The sequence below is a fragment of the Gluconacetobacter johannae genome (genome assembly GCF_014174305.1).
Taxonomy (GTDB): Bacteria; Pseudomonadota; Alphaproteobacteria; order Acetobacterales; family Acetobacteraceae; genus Gluconacetobacter; species Gluconacetobacter johannae.
This window is the reverse complement of the sequence record NZ_JABEQH010000030.1, coordinates 1-19682: the sequence shown is the minus strand read 5'-3', so window position 1 is coordinate 19682 and position 19682 is coordinate 1. Positions and strand designations below refer to the sequence as shown.

Here is a 19682-nt window from a genome sequence, read left to right as displayed (position 1 = left end):
GGGAGGCCGGCGTCGCGCGCCGGACCCCGAACGTCTGCGAACCGGGCCGTGTCGCTGTCCCGCCCTGGGGGGGCGAGACACGGCCACCCGTTAACCCTATGGGCGGTGCGGGCAGGCTGGCAAGCGTCGCGCGCGGGCGACGCCTGTCCGGCGCGGATTTTTTCGGCCGCCTCGTTCGATTTCAGAACGAATTGAAGGGCGCCGGATCCTGCGGCGGGGCGTAGGGCTGGAACCGGCCGCTGTCGGCCTCCAGCGCCGCGATTCGCGATTCGAGGGCGGCCAGCCGCGCCTCGGCGTCTTCCTGCCCGGCGCGGGCGCGGCCGGCCAGTTCGCGCACGACCTCGAACTCGTCCCGGCGGACCAGGTTCAGCGACGCCAGGGCCTCGTCCACGCGGGCGCGGACGATGGCGCCGATTTCCTCGCGCACGCCGGCCAGGGCGGAAAACGCGCCGCCGGCGACACCGGCGAGATCATCGAAAAAGCGTGGCCTGTCGGTCATCGCGGGGCCTCCTGTTCCAGGGCGGTTCTGCCGGCCCGCCGCGCGGAAGGCGGCGGGCCGGATGCATATGGTGCCGACGATATAGACATTCCATGCCGCCAAGGCCATCCGCCATTCGTCCCCGCTTGGAGGACGGGCGGCGCATCCCTATAAACCGGGGTCATGATTATCATCACCGGTGGGGCCGGGTTCATCGGCTCGTGTCTGCAGGCGGCGCTTCGGGCGCGGGGCGAGGAAACGATCGTCGTCGACCGGCTGGGCGTGGGCGACAAGTGGCGCAACGTCGCCCGCCACCCGCCCGACCGGCTGCTGGCGCCCGAGGCGCTGGACGATTTCCTGGCCACCCGGCCCCCTGTCACCGCCGTCTTCCACCTGGGGGCGATCAGCGAGACGACGGCCCGCGACGGCGACCTGGTGTGGCGGACCAATGTCGAACTGTCGATGCGGCTGTGGGACTGGTGCGCGCGCAACGGCGCGCGGTTCATCTATGCCTCGTCGGCCGCGACCTACGGCGGGGCCGACCGGCCGGAGCAGTTTTCCGACGACCCGGCGGGGCTGGACGCGTTGCACCCGCTGAACCTGTACGGCTGGTCGAAGCATGTGTTCGACCGGCAGGTGGCGGCGCGCCTGGCGCGCGGGGACGTGGCGCCGCCGCAGTGGGCGGGGCTGAAATTCTTCAACGTCTACGGGCCGAACGAGTATCACAAGGGCCGGATGACTTCGGTGGTGAAGGCGAAGTACGACGAAGTCCGCCAGGGGCTGCCGGCGCGGCTGTTCCGTTCGGAGGTCGCGGGGCTGGCCGACGGGGCGCAGGCGCGGGATTTCATCTGGGTCGGCGACGTGGTGAACGTGATGCTGTGGCTGCTGGATGCGCCGGAGGTCTGCGGCCTGTTCAATTGCGGCACCGGCGTCGCGCGGAGCTATCTGGACCTGGCGCATGCGGTGTGCGACGCCGCCGGCCAGCCACGCCGGGTGGAATTCGTGGACATGCCCGACGCCCTGCGCGGCCAGTACCAGTCCTATACCCGCGCCGACATGACGCGCCTGCGCGCGGCGGGCTATGCCCGGCCGTTCACGTCGCTGGAAGACGGGGTGGGCCGCTATGTGCGGGACTACCTCGCCGCCGCCGACCCGTACCTGTGACGCCCCCAACCGATCTTTCCCCGACCTGATCCAGCAGAAAGACGCCGCATGCTGCCCGTGCTGATATTCCCGCAATTCGATCCGGTCATGGTGCATGTCGGGCCGCTGGCGATCCGCTGGTACGCCATGGCGTATATCGCCGCCCTGCTGATCGGCTGGCGGCTGGTGCGCCGCCTGGTGGCGCTGGCGCCCCGGGCGGCGACGGCCCTGCAGGTCGACGATTTCCTGACCTGGGCGACGCTGGGCGTCGTGCTGGGCGGGCGGCTGGGCTACATCCTGTTCTACCAGCCGGGCGTCTATCTGGCGCATCCGCTGGCGGCCTTGCAGGTCTGGCATGGCGGCATGTCGTTCCATGGCGGGGCGCTGGGCGTCGTTATTGCCCTGGCATTGTTCAGCTGGCGCAACGGGCTCAGTTTCCTCGGCTTTTCCGATCGGGTGACCGTGGTGGTGCCGATGGGGCTGGGGCTGGGGCGTCTGGCCAATTTCATCAACGGCGAACTGTGGGGGCGTCCGGCCCCGGCCAGCCTGCCCTGGGCGATGATCTTTCCCCAGGCGGGGCCGGAACCCCGTCATCCGTCCGAACTGTACGAGGCGCTGCTGGAGGGGGCGGTGCTGTTCGCGGTGATGTGGGTGGTGTCGCGCCGGGCGGCGGTGCGCGAACGGCCGGGCTTCCTGTCGGGCCTGTTCCTGTTCGGCTACGCCGTGGCGCGGAGCATCTGCGAATTCTTCCGCGAGCCGGACGCCTTCATCGGCTTCCTACCCTTCGGCACCACGATGGGGCAGGTGCTGTGCGTGCCCATGGCGATCGCGGGCATGGGGCTGATGGCGCAGGCGATGATGCGCCCGCCCCGCCCGGTGCTGATGCCGGCCGACGCCGGGGCCGATGCCGCGTGACGGCGGGCGGGGAGGAACGTCTGGATCGTTTCATGGCGCGGGCCAATGCGGCCTATTACGCCGGGCGCGACCCGTTCGCCGATTTCGCGACCGCGCCCGAGATCTCGCAGATGTTCGGCGAAATCCTGGGTGCGTGGGTCGCCGTCACCTGGCAGGGGATGGGCCGGCCCGACCCGTTCCTGCTGGTCGAGGCCGGGCCGGGGCGCGGCACCCTGATGGCCGACATGCTGCGCCTGCTGGCGCGCGTGGCGCCGGAGTGCCATGCCGCCGCCGCGATCCATCTGGTGGAAACGTCGCCGCGCCTGCGCGCCGTCCAGGCCGGGGCGCTGGAGGGGCGGGCCGCGCGGCCCGTCGTCTGGCATGAGCGGATCGAGGCGGTGCCGGACGGGCCGATGATCCTGCTGGCCAACGAATTTCTCGACGCCCTGCCGATCCGCCAGTTCGTGCGGAGCGTGGACGGGTGGGACGAGCGCTTCGTGCAGGGCATGGGCTTCGTGACCCGGCCGGCGGCCGACCTGCCGGCGGGCGGCCCGTTCGATCGCCCCGTGCCGCCGGGCGAGGTGCTGGAGGTCTGCGCCGACGCCCTGGCGGTGGCGCGCGCCATTGCGGCGCGCCTCCGCCGGGCGCCCGGCGTCGCGCTGTTCGTCGATTACGGCTATGACGGCGCGCTGTGGGGCGACACGTTGCAGGCCCTGCGCGAGCGCGAGCCGGCCTGGCCGCTGGCCGACCCCGGCCAGGCCGACCTGACCGCGCATGTCGATTTCGCCGCCTTCGCCGCCGCCGCGCGCACCGCCGGGGCCGATGTCCATGGCAGCGTGACGCAGGGCGCGCTGCTGGCGGGCCTGGGCCTGTTCGCCCGGGCCGAGCAACTGGCCCGCGGCCGCCCGCCGGCCGAGGCCCACGCCATTCGCGATGCGGCGCAGCGCCTGGCCGCGCCCGATCGCATGGGGCGGCTGTTCAAGGCGCTGGCCGTCGCCTCGCCCGGCCTGCCGTCGCCGCCGGGTTTCGCGGCGGCCCCCGCATCAGGAGACATCCCATGACCGATAACGGGATTCCGGACGATTCGATCCTGCGCCATGCCCTGCTGGGCGACGTGCGCCATGGGTTTTTCACCCGCCGGGGCGGCGTGTCGCAGGGGCCGTATGCCAGCCTGAACTGCTCGACCCGTTCGGGCGACGCGGCCGGGGCGCTGGCCGAGAACCGGCGGCGGGTCGCCGCCGCGATGGGGGTCGCGCCGGAGCGGTTGCTGGGTGTGACGCAGGTCCATGGCGACGGCGTGGCCGTCGTGGGGGCGGGGGACGCGCTCTGGATGCCGGGGGGCGGCCCCACGGCCGACGCGCTGGTGACCGATCGGGCGGATGTGGCGCTGGGCGTCATCACGGCCGATTGCGGGCCTGTGCTGTTCGCGGGGCCGGGCGGCCGGGTGGTGGGTGCGGCCCATGCCGGCTGGCGCGGGGCGGTCGGCGGCGTGCTGGAGGCCACGGTGGCGGCGATGGCGGCGCTGGGCGCCGAGGCCGCCGGCATCCGCGCCGTGGTCGGCCCCTGCATCGGGCAGGCCGGTTACGAGGTCGGGCCGGACATGCGCGACCAGGCGCTGGCCGCCGACGCCGGGGCCGCGCCGTTCTTTGCGCCGGGACGGCGGGTGGGGCATTTCCAGTTCGACCTGGCGGGCTACTGCGTCGCGCGGTTGCGGCGGGCCGGGGTGGGCCAGGCCGTGGCGCTGGGCGTCGATACGCTGGCCGATCCCGACCGGTTCTTCAGCCATCGGCGGCGGACCCTGGCGGGCGGCGGGCCGATCGGGCACCAGATTTCGGTCATCGCCCGGCCCGATGCTACAAGCGGCGCATGAAACGCGCGCTTTTCGTCCGTCGTGCGGCCGGCCTGATCGGCGCGGCCGGCCTGTCCCTTCTGTCCGGCTGTCTCGACGTGCCGCATCCCTTTCGCGATCCGGGGCGGGAGGGGCGGTCGCTGGCCCTGAATCCGCCGCCGTCGCGCCTGGCGGTGCCGGCGCCGTCAGCGGCCCTGCTGGGCGACGCCGCCGCCGGGGAATGGAGCCGCGACGTCGTCGCCGCCCTGCTGGAGCAGTCCGTGCCCGCCGTGGCCCAGCCGGCGCGCAAGGGCGACTGGTGGCTGCGGCTGGGGGCGGTGAGCCGGGGCGGCCAGGTGGTGCCGACCTACAGCGTCATCACGCCCGCCGGGGTGGTCCGCAGCACGGACGAGGGCATGGGCGTGCCGGCCGCGACCTGGGCCGCCGGCGACCCGGCGATGCTGAAGGCTGCGGCGGGACAGGCGGCGCCGGGCATCGCCGGCGCGCTGACCGGCATCCAGGCTGACCAGATGGACCACGACCCGCACAGCCTGAAGCACCGGGCGGCGCGGATCTTTTTCGCCGGGGTGGCCGGCGCGCCGGGCGACGGCGACGTGGCGCTGGCGCGGGCCTTCGCGGCCTCGTTGCGCGATGCCGAGGACGCCGTGCAGAACGTGCCGCGCGACGCCGATTTTTCCGTGGCCTGCAAGGTGACGGTGACGGACGGGCCGCCGGGGACGACCGGCCATCCGCAGCAGCATCTCCAGCTTGTCTGGCGGGTGGTGGACGCGGCGGGCAAGGAGGCCGGGGCGGCGACGCAGTTGCATGACATCGACGCCCATGCGCTGGACGGGCACTGGGGCGATGTCGCCGTGGCCGCCGCGCAGGAGGCGGCGGGCGGCGTGCGGCAGGTGGTCGCGCGGTATTCGGGGCGCGACAACGTGCCGCTGCCGCCGCCTGTTGTGGCGCACGCGCAACGTTAGGCGACGCGCGGCGTTGGCGGCATGGCCGGCATGCGTGACCGATGCGGGAGACGGATGACACGGCCCGGCGCGGTTGCTAGAACCCGCGCGCCTGCCACGAGACGCCGCCCCGGGAGCGTTGCCACATGAAGATCGTCGCCTGTAACAGTAATCTGCCCCTTGCCGAAAGAGTTGCGGGGGAGTTGCGGATGCCGTTGTGCAACGTTTCGGTTCGGCGTTTCGCCGATATGGAGGTCTTCGTCGAAATCCACGAAAATGTCCGCGGCGAGGACGTGTTCGTGATCCAGAGCACCTGCGCGCCCACCAACGACAACCTGATGGAGCTGCTGATTATGCTGGACGCGCTGCGGCGCGGTTCGGCACGGCGCGTCACGGCGGTGATGCCCTATTTCGGCTACGCGCGGCAGGATCGCAAATCCGGCCCCCGCACGCCCATCAGCGCCAAGCTGGTCGCCAACCTGCTGGTCGAGGCCGGGGCGAACCGCATCCTGACGATGGACCTGCATGCGATGCAGATCCAGGGCTTCTTCGACATTCCGGTCGACAACCTCTATGCCGCGCCGCTGTTCACCCGCGATATCAAGGGGCGCATGGGCCAGGGTGGGCTGTCGTACGCCGCGCCGCCGATGGCGATTCGCGGCGGGGAGCAGAACCTGATGATCGTCTCGCCCGACGTGGGGGGCGTGGTGCGCGCCCGCCAGCTGGCGCAGCGGCTGAACGTGGATCTGGCGATCATCGACAAGCGGCGCGAGCGCGCGGGCGTGTCCGAGGTCATGAACGTCATCGGCGACGTGCGTGGCCGCTATTGCGTCATGGTCGACGATATCGTCGACAGCGGCGGGTCGCTGTGCAATGCGGCGGCGGCGCTGATGAAGGAAGGGGCCTCGGCGGTCGAGGCCTATGTCACCCATGGCGTGCTGACCGGGGGCGCCGTGCAGCGGATTGCCGATTCGCCGATCGGCATGCTGACGCTGACCGACAGCATCGCCGCGACCGATGCCGTGGCCAGGGCCGCCAATATCCGCCAGATCAGCACCGCGAACCTGCTGTCGCGGGCGATGCGCGCGGTTTCGGACGAAAGTTCGGTCTCCTCGCTGTTCGACTGACCACGCGCGGGACCCGAGGCGGCTTTTCAAACCGGCGCAAAAGCGGTTTCCTTCAGGCGAACCGGAAAAGGAGCCGCCCCCATGACCGACCTGATCGCCCGCCCGTACTGGTACCTGCGCCATGGCGAGACGGACTGGAATGCCGAGGGGCGATCGCAGGGGCGGTCGGACATTCCGCTGAACGCGCGCGGCATCGCGCAGGCCGAGGCCGCCGGCGCCCTGCTGTCCCGGCACGAGGACGACCACATGCCGGTGGCCCGCATCGTGTCCTCGCCGCTGGTCCGGGCGCTGCGTACCGCGCAGATCGTCGCCGGGGCGATGGCCGCCCCCGGCGACGCGCCGCTGCCGGTGGCCGTGGACGACGGGTTGCAGGAGGTCTGCTTCGGGGAGCAGGAAGGCCAGCCGATGGGCCATTGGTACGATAGCTGGATCGCCGGGGAATACACGCCCAAGGGGGCCGAGCCGTTCGCGGAACTGCGCGCGCGCGCCGTCGCCGCCGTCAACCGCGCCCTGGACGGACATGGCGTGGTGCTGATCGTCTGCCATGGCGCGATGTTCCGCGCCCTGCGCGCGGCCATGGGGCTGCCGCCGAACGTGCGCCTGCCCAACGCGGTGCCGCTGTGGGTGGCGCCGCGTGCCGAGGAACTGAACGGCAGCCGGACGGACTGGGGCCTGTCCCCGCTGGGCTGAGTCCCGCAGGCCCGGCCTGCCGGACGGGCGAAAAATTTGCGTCGGAACCGGTTTTCCATTAAAGGCCCCCGCACGCGCGGGCACCCCTGGAGGCCCGCGTGCTTGGTTTTCAGGAGCAGACAGTGACCCAATTCACGAAACTTGAGGCTTCTTCGCGCGCGAAGGCTGGTAAGGGGGCAGCGCGTGCGACGAGGCGTGGCGGTCAGGTACCGGCCGTCGTCTATGGTGCGAAGCAGGAACCGACCCTGATCGCGCTGGACCCCCGCCTGGTGGTGCGCGAAATGCACAAGGCCGGCTGGCGTTCGCGCGTGTACGACATCACCGTCGATGGTGCGTCGTCCCACGCCCTGATGCGCGAGATCCAGCTTCATCCGGTTACCGACCAGCCGATCCATGTCGATTTCCAGCGCCTTGCCGCCGGCGAGCGCATGCATGTCGAAGTGCAGATCGTCTTCACGGGTGAGGACAAGTCGCCCGGCATCAAGCGCGGCGGCGTGCTGAACATCGTCCGCCACACGGTGGAAGTCAGCGCCGATCCGGCCAGCATGCCGTCGTCCTTCACCGTCGATCTGTCGCAGTTGGACATTCACGACAACGTCCGCTGGAACGATCTGCAGGGCACGGAAAACGTGACGCCGATCGTGCAGACCCCGAACTTCGTGATCGCCACCGTCGCCGCGCCCAGCGTCGATGAAGCGGCCGAGGCCCCCGCGGCCGCGGCGCCGGCGAAGAAGTAAGCCGGGGACCGGATACGGCCATACGACAGGGAATACGGCATGCTGCTCTGGACCGGGCTCGGAAATCCTGAGCCGGGGATGAGCCGGCACCGGCACAATGTCGGTTTCATGGCCGTCGACCGGATCGCCGCCCGCCATGGCTTCGCGCCATGGCGGAAGCGCTTCCGGGGCGAGGTGGCCGAAGGGCGGGTGGGGCGGCACAAGGTGCTGCTGCTCAAGCCCCTGACCTACATGAACCTCTCGGGCGAGAGCGTTCAGCAGGCTGCCGCCTTCTACAAGATTCCCATCGCCGCGATCACCGCCTTCCACGACGAGCTTGATCTGGCGCCCGGCCGGGTGCGGGTGAAGCAGGGCGGGGGCGCCGCCGGCCATAACGGCCTGCGTTCGATGGACCGGATGCTGGGGGGCCAGGACTACTGGCGCGTCCGCATCGGGATCGGCCACCCCGGCGCGCGCGACCGCGTGACGGGATATGTGCTGGGCGATTTCGCGAAAAGCGACCAGGACTGGCTGGAGCGCATGCTCGACGCCATGTCCGACACGGCGCCGGTCCTGGCGGACGGGCAGCCCGAACTGTTCATGACGAAAATGGCCTTGCTGGCCGGGGAGAAGGGCTGATGGGGTTCAATTGCGGCATCGTGGGCCTGCCGAATGTCGGCAAGTCGACCCTGTTCAACGCCCTGACCGAAACCGCGTCGGCCCAGGCTGCGAACTATCCGTTCTGCACCATCGAGCCGAACGTGGGCCGGGTCGCGGTGCCCGATCCCCGGCTGGAGGCGCTGGCGGCGATCGGCAAGTCGCAGAAGATCCTGCCGACCAGCCTGGAATTCGTCGATATCGCGGGGCTGGTGCGCGGGGCCTCGCGCGGCGAGGGGCTGGGCAACCAGTTCCTGGCGAACATCCGCGAGGTCGATGCGATCATCCATGTGCTGCGCTGCTTCGAGGATGACGACATCACCCATGTCGAGGGCGGGATCGACCCGATCCGCGATGCGGAGATCATCGAGACCGAACTGATGCTGGCCGACCTGGACTCGCTGGAAAAGCGGATCGTGGCCTTGCAGAAGAAGGCCAAGGGCAACGACCGCGACGCCGCCGCCCAGGTCGCGCTGATGGAGCCGCTGATCGAGGTCCTGCGCGAGGGGCGGCCCGCCCGGCAGGCGATTCCGGCGGGGCAGGAGGAGGCCGTGCGCCGCCTGCAGCTGATGACCAGCAAGCCGGTCCTGTATGTCTGCAATGTCGAGGAGGCGTCGGCCGCCACCGGCAATGCGTGGTCCGAGCGCGTGCGCGCCCGCGCCGAGGCCGAGGGCGCCGTCTCCGTCGTCGTGTCGGCGGCGATCGAGGCCGAGGTCAGCCAGCTTGGCCCCGACGACCGCAAGGAATTCCTCGACGGGCTGGGTCTGGCCGACAGCGGCCTGGATCGCGTGATCGCGGCGGGCTATCGCCTGCTGGGCCTGCGGACCTATTTCACCGTCGGGCCGAAGGAAACCCGTGCCTGGACGATCACGGCCGGCACGCGCGCGCCCCAGGCGGCGGCGGTGATCCATAACGATTTCGAGCGCGGATTCATCGCCTGCGAGACCGTCGCCTATGACGATTACGTCCGCTACCAGGGCGAGGCGGGCGCCAAGGAGGCGGGGAAGCTGCGGATCGAAGGCCGCGACTATGTCGTGCAGGATGGGGATGTCCTGCTGTTCCGCTTTAATGTGTGAGGGTTTTCGGGTTGGGGAGGTCTTCTTCTTTTTCTGAAGAAAAAGAAGCAGAAAGACTTTTATCCGTTTAGGGGAATCGACTGTTCCCGGCACAAAGCCCCTGGACGGATCGGAGAATGTCCGCCCGGATTTTTCCCCTTGCCCTCGTGGGGCGCGCGGTTCGAAAATGGTCCGTTATCGAGGCAGGGAGGCCGGTTATGAACGCAGTCACGTCCGTCATGGAAGCAGAGGGCCAGTGGGTCCCGGCCATGCCGGAGCTGGCGGCGCGGGCCCGTGCCGCCGCCCGGCTTCTGGCGCGGAGTTCGTCCGGGACGCGCGATGCCGCCCTGCGTCATGCGGCGGCTGCCCTGCGGGAACGGCAGGATGAGATCCTGGCGGCGAATGCGCGCGATCTTGCGGCCTCGACCGCCACGGCGTCCTTTCGCGACCGGCTGACCCTGACCCCGGCGCGGGTGGAGGCGATGGCCCGGGGGCTGGAGGACGTGGCGGGCCTGCCCGATCCGGTCGGGCGGATCATGGCGGAATGGACGCGGCCCAACGGGTTGCTGTTCCGCCGCGTGGCGACGCCGGTGGGCGTCATCGGCATGATCTATGAAAGCCGCCCCAATGTCGGCGCCGACGCGGCGGGCCTGTGCATCAAGTCGGGCAACGCGGTGATTTTGCGCGGCGGGTCGGAAAGCCTGCACAGCGCGCGGGCGATCCATGCGGCGATGGCGGCGGGCCTGCGCGCCGCCGGCCTGCCCGAGGCGGCGGTGCAGATCGCGCCCGATACCGACCGCCGGCATGTGGCGGACATGCTGACGGCGTCGGGGCTGATCGACCTGATTATTCCGCGTGGCGGCAAGTCGTTGGTCGAACGGGTGCAGCGCGAGGCCCGGGTGCCCGTGCTGGCGCATGCCGAGGGGCTGTGCCACACCTACGTCCACGCGGCGGCCGATCCGGCGATGGCCCGGGGGCTGGTGGCCAATGCCAAGATGCGGCGCACCGGCATCTGCGGCGCGACCGAAACGCTGCTGATCGACGCCGCCGTCGCGCCCGCCCTGCTGCCCGACATCGTGGCGGACCTTGCCGCGCGCGGCTGCGCCTTCCGCGCCGATGGGCGCGCCCGCGCCATCCTGCCCGACCTGCCTGTGGCGACCGAGGCCGATTTCGGCACCGAATGGCTGGATGCGATCCTGTCGATCGCCGTGGTGGACGGGGTCGAGGACGCGCTGGCGCACATCGCCCGCTATGGCAGCGCCCATACCGAGGCGATCGTGACCGAGGACGCGGAGATCGCCGCGCAGTTCCTGAACGGCACGGACAGCGCCGTGGTGATGTGGAATGCCTCGACGCAGTTCTGCGATGGGGGCGAATTCGGTTTCGGCGCCGAAATCGGCATCGCCACCGGCCGCTTCCATGCCCGTGGCCCGGTGGGGCTGGAGCAACTGACCACCTTTCGGTACGAAGTCATCGGGACGGGGCAGCAGCGTCCCTGACCATGGCGTCGATTCCCGCGTGGGGCGACGGGCGGCGGGTGCGGATCGGCCTGTTGGGCGGGTCGTTCAATCCCGTCCATGCCGGCCATCTGCAACTCGCCCGGCGGGCCCTGCGGCAATTGCGGCTGGACCAGGTCTGGCTGATGGTGTCGCCGGGCAATCCGCTGAAGCCGGCGCTGGGCATGGCCCCGTTCGACGAACGGCTGGCGGCGGTCGCGGCCTGTGCCGACGGGCGGCGCATCATCGCCACCGACATCGAACGGCGAATCGGCACCCGCTATACCGTCGATACGCTGGCGCGGTTGCGCCGGCGCTTTCCCCGCGCGGAATTCGTCTGGCTGATGGGGGCGGACGGGCTGGCCCAACTGCCGCATTGGCGGCGCTGGCGGCGGATCGTTTCGCTGGCGCCGTTCGCGGTTCTGCCCCGCCCGCCCTATAACCCGGCGGCGTTGCGCGGGCCGGCGGCGGTGGCGCTGGCGCGCTGGCGCCGCCCGGCGCGCGAGGCCCCGATTCTTGCGTCGCGCGCGCCCTGCGCTTGGGCCTTTCTTCCGGCCCCCCAGACCGGTATATCAGCAACGGCATTACGTGCGTCGAACGCACCTTATCACCCTGCCGCAGGAGTTACAGTCATCGCCAGGAAGCCTCCGGCCGATACGGGGACCACTCGTCGCACGGCACCCAAGAAAACGTCAGCCACGACCGGCAGCCGCGCCGCTGCCGCCAGCACGGTTGCCGGCACGGCGAAGGCGCCGGGCACCCCGCGCAAGAAGGCGGCCGTCGCCGGCCCCGGCAAGGCGGTTCGTCGCGAACCCGTCGAAACCGCCCTGCTGGACAAGTACCTGGCCATCATCACCGAAAGCCTGGCCGACGATAAGGGTGAGGACATCGTGGTGCTGGACCTGACCGGCCGCGCCGCGTTCGCCGACCGGATGGTGGTCGCCACCGGCGTGGCCGATCGCCAGATCGCGGCGATGGCGACGCATATCGAACGCAAGCTGGGCGAGGCCGGGCTGAAGCGTGTGCTGATCGAAGGCGCGAACGGGTCGGACTGGGTGCTGATCGACGCCGGCGATATCGTCGTGCATCTGTTCAAGGCCGAGGCCCGCGCCCTGTACGGGCTGGAGCGGATGTGGGGCGCGGATCTGGACGTCCTGCCGGTCGGCGAGCCGGACGGCACGGTCTGAGAGACCGCTTGCCAACGTATGTTGCCGGCGATCCGACGCGGTCTTCTTGTGCGTCGAGGCCTCCATGCGCCTGATTGCCGTCGGGCGGATGAAGGATGGGGCCGAGCGCGACCTCTTTCGTCGCTATGCCGAGCGGCTGACGCCGCGTCTGGACCTGGTGGAGGTGCCCGAAGGGCGGGGGGCGGTGGCCGAGGTCAAGCGGCGCGAAGGTCAGTCCCTGCTGGCGGCCCTGCCGGACCGGGCCTTTGTCGTGGCGATGGACGAAGGGGGCCACAGCCATGACAGCCTGGCGTTCGCCCAGCGCGTGGAACGCTGGCTTGGCCTGTCGCGGCCGCTCTGTTTCCTGATCGGCGGGGCCGAGGGGCTGGACGGACCGGTGCTGAGCCGTGCCGACGACACCTTGTCGCTGGGGCCGATGACATGGCCGCATATGCTGGTGCGGGGATTGCTGGCCGAACAGCTCTATCGTGCCAGGGCGATTGCAACCGGCCACCCTTATCACCGGGCGGGTCGGCCGGGCTGACGGGCCTGTGGTGTTGCATGCCCACGAAGGCAAGGGCGTTGCCGCATAAGCGCGAAAGTAACGTTTCTTCCTTCGCTCTGGGCGAGGGAAGTCGGGCGTTGCCCGAACCCACCAGGGCCTGAGGCCCTGGACCCCGATCATGGATAACGGATTGGCGGGTTTCAGGGCAGCGCCCTGAGATTTCCTGCGAAATGCCACCACCAAAGGGCGTAGCCCTTTGGAAACCCAGGGTTTTATAAACGTATGGGATGCAAGGGCCTTGGCCCTTGCCGACGATCAGCGAATGGAGCGGTTCGGCGCGTCGTCGCGGAAGGCGTGGCCGTAGGTCACGACCGGCAGGCTCTCGGGCGCTTCGGCCACTTCGGTCGAGCTCATCGGGCTACGCAGGGCGCTGGGTGCGGCGTTGATCGTGTGCGGTACCGGCCGCTCGCTGCTGGCGACCATGATGCGGCCCGTCGAATCCGGACGCGGGTAGATGAAGCCGTAGGTGGGATAGATGCTGCCATACGCGCCCGGGCGGGCCAGGGCGACGCGCACGGCCGACCAGTCGTTGTTGGGCGACACGTCGATGACCGACACATGGCGGCTGATGCCGCGCTGCGCCCAATGGGACTGGTCGATGATGATCGTGCGGCTGTCGACGATGTCCGTCACGACCGCGACATGGCCCAGCGGCATGCGACGGTTGGCGCGGAAGTTCAGCACACTGCCGGCCTCGGGCGCGGCCCCGCGGGCGTAGACCCCGGCGGCATTGTACCACCAGTTGACGGCGTTGCCGTGCAGCATGACCTCGGACGCCGACTTGGCGAAGGCCACGCACTGGATGACATGGCCGGCGTCGCGGTAATGGGCGACGCGCCGCGCGCTGATATGGTGGCCGTGAACGACGGGGCCGGAATGGACGGCATGATGCGACACCGACCGCGCCTGGGCGGTGTGGGGGAGCATGAAACCGAGGGAAGCGGCTGCCATGGAAAGAAGGATCGAACGTCCCAAACCGCCTGCCCGCATCCCCGAAGACCCCACCCGCTTGTCGTTGCGGAAACAGGGTTAGCAAGGGGGTTGCAACCCTGACAAGACGCCGGAGCAATTCTGGGCGATGGCCGGATCATTTTCATCAAATCGGCCATCTTTCCGATAAAAAATAGGAATATATTCCTATTTCATTTTCGCAGATGGCGGTTTTTGAAGGAAAAAACCGGGTTTCATGGAAAAGGCGGTAAAAGGGCGGCGGATTGGACGCGACAGAATCGGAATCGGCATCCGTGACCTAAATGCGACAGGTGGTCGCCAGGCCCCGGATGCCGGGCAGGTGCCTTACTTCGTGCAGATAATCATGATTTCGACCAGCATCGCCGGGTTGGCCAGCACGGCCTGGACGCAGGCGCGCGCCGGTGCGCCGTCCTTCGGCAGCCAGGCCGACCACACGCCGTTCAGCGCGTCGCGGTCGGCGATGTCCTTCAGCCAGATCTGGGCCTGCAGCAGGCGGGTCTTGTCGGTGCCGTGCAGTTCCAGCGCCTCGTCGATCTGCGCCAGGATGTCGCGGGTCTGGGCGGTGGCGTCGCCGGTCAGGTCGCGCGCGACGAAGCCCTGGGTAAAGAGGAAGCCGTGATATTCCACGACCTTCGACAGGATCGCGTTCGGTTCGGTGCGGATGATCTTGCTCATGGGGCCAGTCCTTGGTGATGGCGGCCGACCGGGCCGCGCGCCCTCTTCTCCGACACCGGGGCGGGGCGGGTCAACAGGGCGGTCGCCTTGTGATGCGCCGAGCGCGCCAAAGCGGTCCAGCCGGTCCGGCGTGTCGAAATCGGCGTGGATCGCGGCGTCGGCCGGGACGGTGGCCAGTCGCCCGGCATGGGCACGGATCAGCGCGCGGCCGCCGACATCGCCCTCCAGCGCCATCAGGGCCGGAAAGACCGACCGGTCCCACAGGACGGGATGGCCGATCCGCCCGTCGTGGACCGGCACGGTCGCCGGCGCGCGATCCTGCCGGTGCCGGGCGACCAGGCGGTCGATCAGCGGCGTGTCGATCAGCGGCATGTCGCCCAGGCAGACCAGCACGCCGGACGGGGCGTGCGGCCCGGCCGCCGCCAGCCCGGCCCGCAGGCTGGCCGACAGGCCGTGGGCGTGGTCCTCGGCGAGGGTGAAGACCAGGCCGGGATGGTCGGCATGGCGGAGAATCGCCGCACGGATCTCGGCCGCGCGGTGGCCCAGCACGACGATGACCGGGGCGGCGGTGCTGGCGCACGCGGCGCGGACGATGCGGGCGATCATCGGCACGCCGCCGGCGTCGGGGGCCAGCAGTTTGTGGCGCGGCGCGGTGCGCGACGACCGTCCGGCGGCCAGGATCAGGGCGGCGACGGGGGGCGGGACGTGTGGGGGTGGGCCTGCCGTCATGTCCAGCCGGGACGGCGCGCCAGCGGGGCGTCGCGCCGCACGGCCACGATTTGCGCCAGGATCGACAGCGCGATCTCGGGCGCGCCGATCGCGCCGATCGCCAGGCCGACGGGGCCGTGGATCCGGGCCGCGCGGGCGTCGTCATATCCGGCTTCGCGCAGGCGGTTCAGCCGCGAGGCCTGGGTCTTTCGCGAGCCCAGCGCCCCGATATAGAAGGCCGGGCTGTCGAGCGCCGCGCGCAGGGTCGGGTCGTCCAGCTTCGCGTCGTGCGTCAGGGTGACGATGGCGGTGTGGTCGTCGATCTCCAGCGCCGCCAGGGCCTCGTCGGGCCAGTCGGTCACCAGGGGAATGCCGGGAAAACGCTCGGGGGTCGCCAACTGGGTGCGCGGGTCGATGACCGTCACCGCGAAGCCCGTGGCCGCCGCGAGGGGGGCGAGGACCTGCGCGATATGGACCGCGCCGACGATCAGCAGCCGGTGCGGCGGGGTCAGCAGGTGCAGGAACCACACCTCGCCGTCCGGGGCCTCGTGCCGTGCGCTGCGACCGCCGCGAAACGCCGCGTCCAGGGTGGGCAGCAGATGGGCGGGCAGGTCGGCGCCCCCGTGGGCCACCGCGTGCCCTCCGGCGGTGCGTTCCACCAGGATATGGTGCATGTCGGTCAGGCGGGTGGCCAGCAGGGCCGGCCGCCGTTCGCGCCGCAGGGCCGTGGCCTGGCGCAGCAGGGCGGGGTCCAGCGTTCCCTCGGGGCCGACCGATTCCACCAGGACGTCCAGCTCTCCGCCGCAGGCCAGGCCGACCGCCCAGGCCTGTTCGGACGTCACGCCATAGGACAGCAGTTCGGGCACGCCGCCCCGCATGACCGATTCGGCGGCATCGACGACCGACGCCTCGACGCAACCCCCGCTGACCGATCCCTCGATCCGGCCGGTGGCGTCGATCGCCATCATGCTGCCGGACGGCCGCGGGGAACTGCCCCATGTCGCGACCACGGTCGCCAGGGCGGCGGGGCGTCCGGCCTCGGCCCATGCCAGGACAAGGTCGAGGGGATCGCGGGGGAGGGGGTGCTGCGTCATGACGAGGGCACTCTATCAGGCGGGATATAGACATGCCAGATTGCGGCGACGTCTTCGCGATCCCATGTCGAAAAGGCGCGCGGCCGAATCGGCGCGCCCTGATGCAGGAGGTGTGGCGCATGACTTATCTCGATTCCGCCTGGTACGTGGTGGCCGACGGCGCGCGGGCGCGGGTGCTGAAACATGCCGGCGGCGCATTCCATCCGCTGGCGCATCTGACGGCCAACGACGAGGGCGAGGAGGCGTTTGCCCGCACGCTCGCCACCTATCTGAACGACGCGGGGGAACGGGGCGAGATCGAGGGCCTGGCGCTGGCCGCGCCACCCCGGACGTTGCATGTGCTGCGTACCCATCTGTCGGCGGCCGTGCGCGCCCTGGTGGTCAGCGAACAGCCGCGCGACCTGACCGGGGTTGCCGACCACGACCTGCCGTCGCATTTCGATATTCCCGCCACCGGCTGGCCGCGCCCCGTTCCGGGGTGACGGCGGGCGGTCTTGCCGGGCGCGCGGCCTGCCCCTAGAAACTGTGCCGTGACCTGTCCGGGGGTCTGCCTGCCGGGCAGCCCTGTTCGCAACAATCTCTGACCCGTCGCGATCGGGTTCAGGAGGCGCCGATGCCGTTTTCGCCCGCGCTGGAACTGGACATTATCCCGGTGACCGCTTTCGGACAGAATTGTTCGATCCTGCGGGACCCGGCGAGCGGGCATGCCGTGGTGGTCGATCCGGGTGGCGACGTCCCCCGGCTGCTGCACGAACTGGCGGTGCGCGACCTGACGGTGGACAGCATCCTGCTGACGCATGGGCATCTGGACCATGCCGGCGGGGCGGACGAACTGCGCGATGAACTGTCCCGGCGGCAGGGCGCGCCGGTGCCGGTGGTCGGGCCGGACGCGCGCGATGCGTTCCTGCTGTCCGATATCGCGTCCCAGGCCGCGCGCTTCGGGCTGGAGGGCATGCGGAACGTGACGGTGGATCGCTACGTCACGGACGGCGAAACGCTGTCAGTGCTGGGCCGGACGTTTCATGTGCTGCATGTGCCGGGCCATACGCCCGGCCATGTCGTGTTCCACGACCCGGAGGCGCGCTTCGCCTTCGTCGGCGACACGCTGTTTCGCGGGTCGGTCGGGCGCACCGATTTTCCCTATGGGAATGGCCCGCAGTTGATCGAGGCCATCACCACCCGTCTGCTGCCGCTGGGCGACGACGTGACGATCCTGCCCGGTCATGGCGGGGCCTCGACGATCGGGGCGGAACGTCATAGCAACCCGTTTCTGCGGTAAGCGGAATTGGGCGCACAGGAGAAGGCGAAGACATGATGGATATGCACAAGATCGCCGGGGCCTGCGCCTTGGGGCTGATGCTGGTGGCCGGGACAGCGGCCCGGGCGCAGGACGCGGGCGGCACGCCGACCCAGGCGCAGCCGGAACTGCCGCGTGAAAGCCTGACGATCACCGGCCATGACGGAACGAAGCACGTCTTCTCGGTCGAACTGGCCCTCACGCCCCGCCAGCAGCAGGTCGGCGAGATGTTCCGCACCGCGGTGCCGGCCGATCGGGGCATGATCTTCGTCTGGCCCTATCCGCAGCAAAGCGACATGTGGATGGAAAACACGCTGGTGCCGCTGGATATCGTGTTCATCGGCGCCGACGGCCGGATCTCGGCCATCAGCGAGAATGCGGTGCCGCAGAGCCTGGCGCGGATCAGCAGCCACGGTGCGGTCCGCGCCACGCTGGAGCTGCAAGGCGGCCTGACCGAAAAGCTGGGCATCGTCGTTGGCGACAAGGTCGACAGCAAGGCGCTGGCCGCCAGCCCGACCTGAACCAGGGCTCTGCCCTGGACCCGGCAGGGCCTGAGGCCCTGCACCCCGATCGTTTGATAACGAATGGGTTTCCAAAGGGCGACTGCCCTTTGGCGGGGGCATCTCATGCGTCGGTCTTTCGGACAGTTGGCATGAGAGCGTGGTGCTCCCTTACCGATCGGGGCGATGGGCGTCGTGGACGATCAGCCCGGCGTCGTCCGGCGACGGGCGCAGCCAGTCCTGGTGGGACAGGGTCATGCGGGTGTCGCGTGCGCCGGCGTCCCAGTGCTCCTCCATCGAGGCGGCTGAAAATTCGAAATCCCGCGTCTGCCCCTCGTAGGCTTCTTCCTGATAGATCAGTTGCAGGATGGTGATGGCCGGCAGGGACGACAGCTGCTGGCGCAGGGCGCGGTCCCTGGGCGTCAGGTCCTGTTCGGGGATGCGGTCCAGCAGGGCGCGGATTTCCAGTTTCTGCCGATGCAGGGCGCGGTAATGATCGGTAATCAGGCGCGTGCGGGATGAATACTGGATGTCCTTGGTCCGGGCCTGGACATCGAACATGTCCCGTGGGATCGGCCCCCGCGCGGAAAACAGATCGACCTGGAAGATCAGCATGCTGTCCTGGTCCGCGTTGTCCAGCAGGTGCTGCAGCGGCGTGTTCGAGACCATGCCGCCGTCCCAGTAGTAATCCTGCCCGATCCGCACCATCGGCAGGGCCGGCGGCAGGGCGGCGCTGGCCATCACATGGTCGATGGTCAGGCGCGTGCTGGCCGTGTCGAAATAGATGAAATTGCCGCTGCCGACGCTGACGGCCCCGCAGGCCAGCCGGATGCCGGACGTATTGAGCCGATCGAAATCGATCAGGGACAGCAGGGTCTCGCGCAGGGGCGCGCTGTCGTAATAGCTGGTGGCGGCATGGATATCCCGCCCCGCAAGCCAGGGATTGGCCAGGCGCGGACGAAAGAACCCCGGTTGGCCGAATGTGCTGGTGACGAAGGACGACCAGGCATTGTGCATCTTGCGGATCGAATCGCCGGCCGGCGTGTCGCCGATCCAGATCTTGCGTGACGTCACGCGCTCCCAGAACTGACGCAGGCGCGGCACGCGCAGTTCGGGCGGGTTGCCGGCGATCAGGGCGGCGTTGATGCCGCCGATGGACACGCCGGAAATCCAGTCCGGCTCCAGCCCCGCCTCGTGCAGGACCTGGTAGACGCCCGCCTGGTAGGCGCCCAGGGCGCCGCCGCCCTGCAGCACCAGGCCGATGCGGCTGCCCTGCGCGACGTCGGGGCGCGTGTGGGGAGGCTGGGAGGTATCTGGGGCCATGCCGTGCTGTTTCCCTTCGGGCGACGGCGCCGATGACCGGCCGCCCCATGTCCGAAGGATAAAGGGGCGGCCCCCCGAATCAAGGATCGCGCCGGCGGGGTGCGGGCGCCCGATATCGGGCAGGCCTGCTACATGAATTTTTTTGGTCTGAAATTTCCCGGTTTTCTCCCGTATCGGGCGGATGGGCCGACTGGCATCCCATTTTTTTGCCAAACGATCATCCCTCCGCTGTTGACGGTGATGTGGGTGGGGTGTAGATCGCTGTTCACCGCAGGGGCGGGGCCGAAAGGCACTTGCCTGGTGGGTCTGGGTTTGCTAAGGTCTTTGGCCCGGTTG

At 69.9% G+C, this 19682-nt stretch carries 22 protein-coding genes and 2 pseudogenes; 18 read left to right on the top strand and 6 right to left on the bottom strand.

The window, feature by feature from the left end:
- Positions 1–181: 181 nt before the first annotated feature.
- Positions 182–499, bottom strand: coding sequence for an accessory factor UbiK family protein (locus HLH21_RS16335; protein ID WP_182944814.1), 318 nt, complete (start codon positions 497–499; stop codon positions 182–184).
- Positions 500–661: 162 nt separating this feature from the next.
- On the opposite strand from HLH21_RS16335, the gene rfaD reads away from it, so the two are divergent.
- The 14 genes and pseudogenes from rfaD to HLH21_RS16270 all read left to right on the top strand — a co-directional run bounded on the left by rfaD (position 662) and on the right by HLH21_RS16270 (position 12756).
- Complete coding sequence (rfaD, locus tag HLH21_RS16330; protein ID WP_182944813.1) at positions 662–1642, top strand: ADP-glyceromanno-heptose 6-epimerase; 981 nt, start codon at positions 662–664, stop codon at positions 1640–1642.
- A gap of 48 nt (positions 1643–1690) precedes the next feature.
- Positions 1691–2536 carry a prolipoprotein diacylglyceryl transferase gene (lgt, locus tag HLH21_RS16325; RefSeq protein WP_182944812.1) on the top strand — a complete coding sequence of 282 codons (846 nt, stop codon included), beginning with the start codon at positions 1691–1693 and terminating at the stop codon, positions 2534–2536.
- A gap of 32 nt (positions 2537–2568) precedes the next feature.
- Complete coding sequence (locus tag HLH21_RS16320) at positions 2569–3576, top strand: class I SAM-dependent methyltransferase (RefSeq protein WP_182944811.1); 1008 nt, start codon at positions 2569–2571, stop codon at positions 3574–3576.
- Positions 3573–4385: a peptidoglycan editing factor PgeF gene (gene pgeF, locus HLH21_RS16315; RefSeq protein ID WP_182944810.1), complete on the top strand. Its 813-nt coding sequence runs from the start codon at positions 3573–3575 to the stop codon at positions 4383–4385. Before HLH21_RS16320 ends, pgeF begins: the two co-directional genes overlap by 4 nt.
- Complete coding sequence (locus tag HLH21_RS16310; protein ID WP_182944809.1) at positions 4382–5326, top strand: hypothetical protein; 945 nt, start codon at positions 4382–4384, stop codon at positions 5324–5326. Before pgeF ends, HLH21_RS16310 begins: the two co-directional genes overlap by 4 nt.
- A gap of 125 nt (positions 5327–5451) precedes the next feature.
- Positions 5452–6432, top strand: a complete 981-nt coding sequence (locus HLH21_RS16305; RefSeq protein WP_182944808.1) for a ribose-phosphate pyrophosphokinase — start codon at positions 5452–5454, stop codon at positions 6430–6432.
- A gap of 81 nt (positions 6433–6513) precedes the next feature.
- Positions 6514–7122 carry a histidine phosphatase family protein gene (locus HLH21_RS16300; RefSeq protein ID WP_182944807.1) on the top strand — a complete coding sequence of 203 codons (609 nt, stop codon included), beginning with the start codon at positions 6514–6516 and terminating at the stop codon, positions 7120–7122.
- 122 nt (positions 7123–7244) lie between these two features.
- Positions 7245–7859 carry a 50S ribosomal protein L25/general stress protein Ctc gene (locus tag HLH21_RS16295; RefSeq protein ID WP_182944806.1) on the top strand — a complete coding sequence of 205 codons (615 nt, stop codon included), beginning with the start codon at positions 7245–7247 and terminating at the stop codon, positions 7857–7859.
- A gap of 39 nt (positions 7860–7898) precedes the next feature.
- Positions 7899–8477: an aminoacyl-tRNA hydrolase gene (gene pth, locus HLH21_RS16290; RefSeq protein WP_182944805.1), complete on the top strand. Its 579-nt coding sequence runs from the start codon at positions 7899–7901 to the stop codon at positions 8475–8477.
- Entirely contained in the window at positions 8477–9571 is a 1095-nt protein-coding gene (gene ychF, locus HLH21_RS16285) for a redox-regulated ATPase YchF (protein ID WP_182944804.1), read from the top strand. Before pth ends, ychF begins: the two co-directional genes overlap by 1 nt.
- 218 nt (positions 9572–9789) lie before the next feature.
- The gene (locus tag HLH21_RS16280) at positions 9790–11049 is read left to right on the top strand and encodes a glutamate-5-semialdehyde dehydrogenase (RefSeq protein WP_373319579.1); all 1260 of its coding nucleotides are present in this window, start codon (positions 9790–9792) and stop codon (positions 11047–11049) included.
- Positions 11050–11051: 2 nt separating this feature from the next.
- A pseudogene (locus tag HLH21_RS16940) lies at positions 11052–11642 on the top strand (nicotinate-nucleotide adenylyltransferase); the annotation flags it as partial.
- A 36-nt stretch (positions 11643–11678) separates the two neighbouring features.
- Positions 11679–12233: a ribosome silencing factor gene (rsfS, locus tag HLH21_RS16275; protein ID WP_373319578.1), complete on the top strand. Its 555-nt coding sequence runs from the start codon at positions 11679–11681 to the stop codon at positions 12231–12233.
- 64 nt (positions 12234–12297) lie between these two features.
- A complete protein-coding gene (locus HLH21_RS16270) occupies positions 12298–12756 on the top strand; it encodes a 23S rRNA (pseudouridine(1915)-N(3))-methyltransferase RlmH (RefSeq protein WP_182944802.1) in 459 nt (152 codons plus the stop codon).
- 276 nt (positions 12757–13032) lie between these two features.
- On the opposite strand, the gene HLH21_RS16265 is transcribed toward HLH21_RS16270, so the two are convergent.
- The 4 genes and pseudogenes from HLH21_RS16265 to HLH21_RS16250 all read right to left on the bottom strand — a co-directional run bounded on the left by HLH21_RS16265 (position 13033) and on the right by HLH21_RS16250 (position 16226).
- Complete coding sequence (locus HLH21_RS16265) at positions 13033–13767, bottom strand: CHAP domain-containing protein (RefSeq protein ID WP_182944801.1); 735 nt, start codon at positions 13765–13767, stop codon at positions 13033–13035.
- Positions 13768–14073: 306 nt separating this feature from the next.
- Positions 14074–14424, bottom strand: a complete 351-nt coding sequence (locus HLH21_RS16260) for a RidA family protein (protein ID WP_182944823.1) — start codon at positions 14422–14424, stop codon at positions 14074–14076.
- A gap of 198 nt (positions 14425–14622) precedes the next feature.
- Positions 14623–15153 (bottom strand): annotated as a pseudogene (locus HLH21_RS16255) (nucleotidyltransferase family protein); the annotation flags it as partial.
- Positions 15150–16226 (bottom strand): XdhC family protein, encoded by a 1077-nt coding sequence (locus tag HLH21_RS16250; RefSeq protein WP_182944800.1) that lies wholly within the window; start codon positions 16224–16226, stop codon positions 15150–15152. The pseudogene HLH21_RS16255 and the gene HLH21_RS16250, both read right to left, overlap by 4 nt.
- A gap of 119 nt (positions 16227–16345) precedes the next feature.
- On the opposite strand from HLH21_RS16250, the gene HLH21_RS16245 reads away from it, so the two are divergent.
- The 3 genes from HLH21_RS16245 (at position 16346) to HLH21_RS16235 (ending at position 18044) form a co-directional block, all read left to right on the top strand.
- On the top strand, positions 16346–16708 hold the full coding sequence (locus tag HLH21_RS16245; protein ID WP_182944799.1) for a host attachment protein: 363 nt from the start codon (positions 16346–16348) through the stop codon (positions 16706–16708).
- 131 nt (positions 16709–16839) lie between these two features.
- Positions 16840–17505, top strand: coding sequence for an MBL fold metallo-hydrolase (locus HLH21_RS16240; RefSeq protein WP_246379907.1), 666 nt, complete (start codon positions 16840–16842; stop codon positions 17503–17505).
- 77 nt (positions 17506–17582) lie between these two features.
- Entirely contained in the window at positions 17583–18044 is a 462-nt protein-coding gene (locus HLH21_RS16235; protein ID WP_246379909.1) for a DUF192 domain-containing protein, read from the top strand.
- Positions 18045–18194: 150 nt separating this feature from the next.
- Here the strand turns inward: HLH21_RS16235 and HLH21_RS16230 are convergent, their stop codons facing one another.
- Positions 18195–19346, bottom strand: a complete 1152-nt coding sequence (locus HLH21_RS16230; protein ID WP_182944797.1) for a patatin-like phospholipase family protein — start codon at positions 19344–19346, stop codon at positions 18195–18197.
- A gap of 99 nt (positions 19347–19445) precedes the next feature.
- On the opposite strand from HLH21_RS16230, the gene HLH21_RS16935 reads away from it, so the two are divergent.
- Positions 19446–19682: hypothetical protein (locus HLH21_RS16935; protein WP_220789863.1), on the top strand; the 237-nt coding region annotated here is incomplete at its 3' end.

Coding starts and splice junctions, on each gene's coding strand:
- HLH21_RS16335 (WP_182944814.1), bottom strand. CDS start 499: ATGACCGACAGGCCACGCTTTTTCGATGATCTCGCCGGTGTCGCCGGC.
- rfaD (WP_182944813.1), top strand. CDS start 662: ATGATTATCATCACCGGTGGGGCCGGGTTCATCGGCTCGTGTCTGCAG.
- lgt (WP_182944812.1), top strand. CDS start 1,691: ATGCTGCCCGTGCTGATATTCCCGCAATTCGATCCGGTCATGGTGCAT.
- HLH21_RS16320 (WP_182944811.1), top strand. CDS start 2,569: ATGGCGCGGGCCAATGCGGCCTATTACGCCGGGCGCGACCCGTTCGCC.
- pgeF (WP_182944810.1), top strand. CDS start 3,573: ATGACCGATAACGGGATTCCGGACGATTCGATCCTGCGCCATGCCCTG.
- HLH21_RS16310 (WP_182944809.1), top strand. CDS start 4,382: ATGAAACGCGCGCTTTTCGTCCGTCGTGCGGCCGGCCTGATCGGCGCG.
- HLH21_RS16305 (WP_182944808.1), top strand. CDS start 5,452: ATGAAGATCGTCGCCTGTAACAGTAATCTGCCCCTTGCCGAAAGAGTT.
- HLH21_RS16300 (WP_182944807.1), top strand. CDS start 6,514: ATGACCGACCTGATCGCCCGCCCGTACTGGTACCTGCGCCATGGCGAG.
- pth (WP_182944805.1), top strand. CDS start 7,899: ATGCTGCTCTGGACCGGGCTCGGAAATCCTGAGCCGGGGATGAGCCGG.
- ychF (WP_182944804.1), top strand. CDS start 8,477: ATGGGGTTCAATTGCGGCATCGTGGGCCTGCCGAATGTCGGCAAGTCG.
- HLH21_RS16280 (WP_373319579.1), top strand. CDS start 9,790: ATGGAAGCAGAGGGCCAGTGGGTCCCGGCCATGCCGGAGCTGGCGGCG.
- HLH21_RS16270 (WP_182944802.1), top strand. CDS start 12,298: ATGCGCCTGATTGCCGTCGGGCGGATGAAGGATGGGGCCGAGCGCGAC.
- HLH21_RS16265 (WP_182944801.1), bottom strand. CDS start 13,767: ATGCGGGCAGGCGGTTTGGGACGTTCGATCCTTCTTTCCATGGCAGCC.
- HLH21_RS16260 (WP_182944823.1), bottom strand. CDS start 14,424: ATGAGCAAGATCATCCGCACCGAACCGAACGCGATCCTGTCGAAGGTC.
- HLH21_RS16250 (WP_182944800.1), bottom strand. CDS start 16,226: ATGACGCAGCACCCCCTCCCCCGCGATCCCCTCGACCTTGTCCTGGCA.
- HLH21_RS16245 (WP_182944799.1), top strand. CDS start 16,346: ATGACTTATCTCGATTCCGCCTGGTACGTGGTGGCCGACGGCGCGCGG.
- HLH21_RS16240 (WP_246379907.1), top strand. CDS start 16,840: ATGCCGTTTTCGCCCGCGCTGGAACTGGACATTATCCCGGTGACCGCT.
- HLH21_RS16235 (WP_246379909.1), top strand. CDS start 17,583: ATGCTGGTGGCCGGGACAGCGGCCCGGGCGCAGGACGCGGGCGGCACG.
- HLH21_RS16230 (WP_182944797.1), bottom strand. CDS start 19,346: ATGGCCCCAGATACCTCCCAGCCTCCCCACACGCGCCCCGACGTCGCG.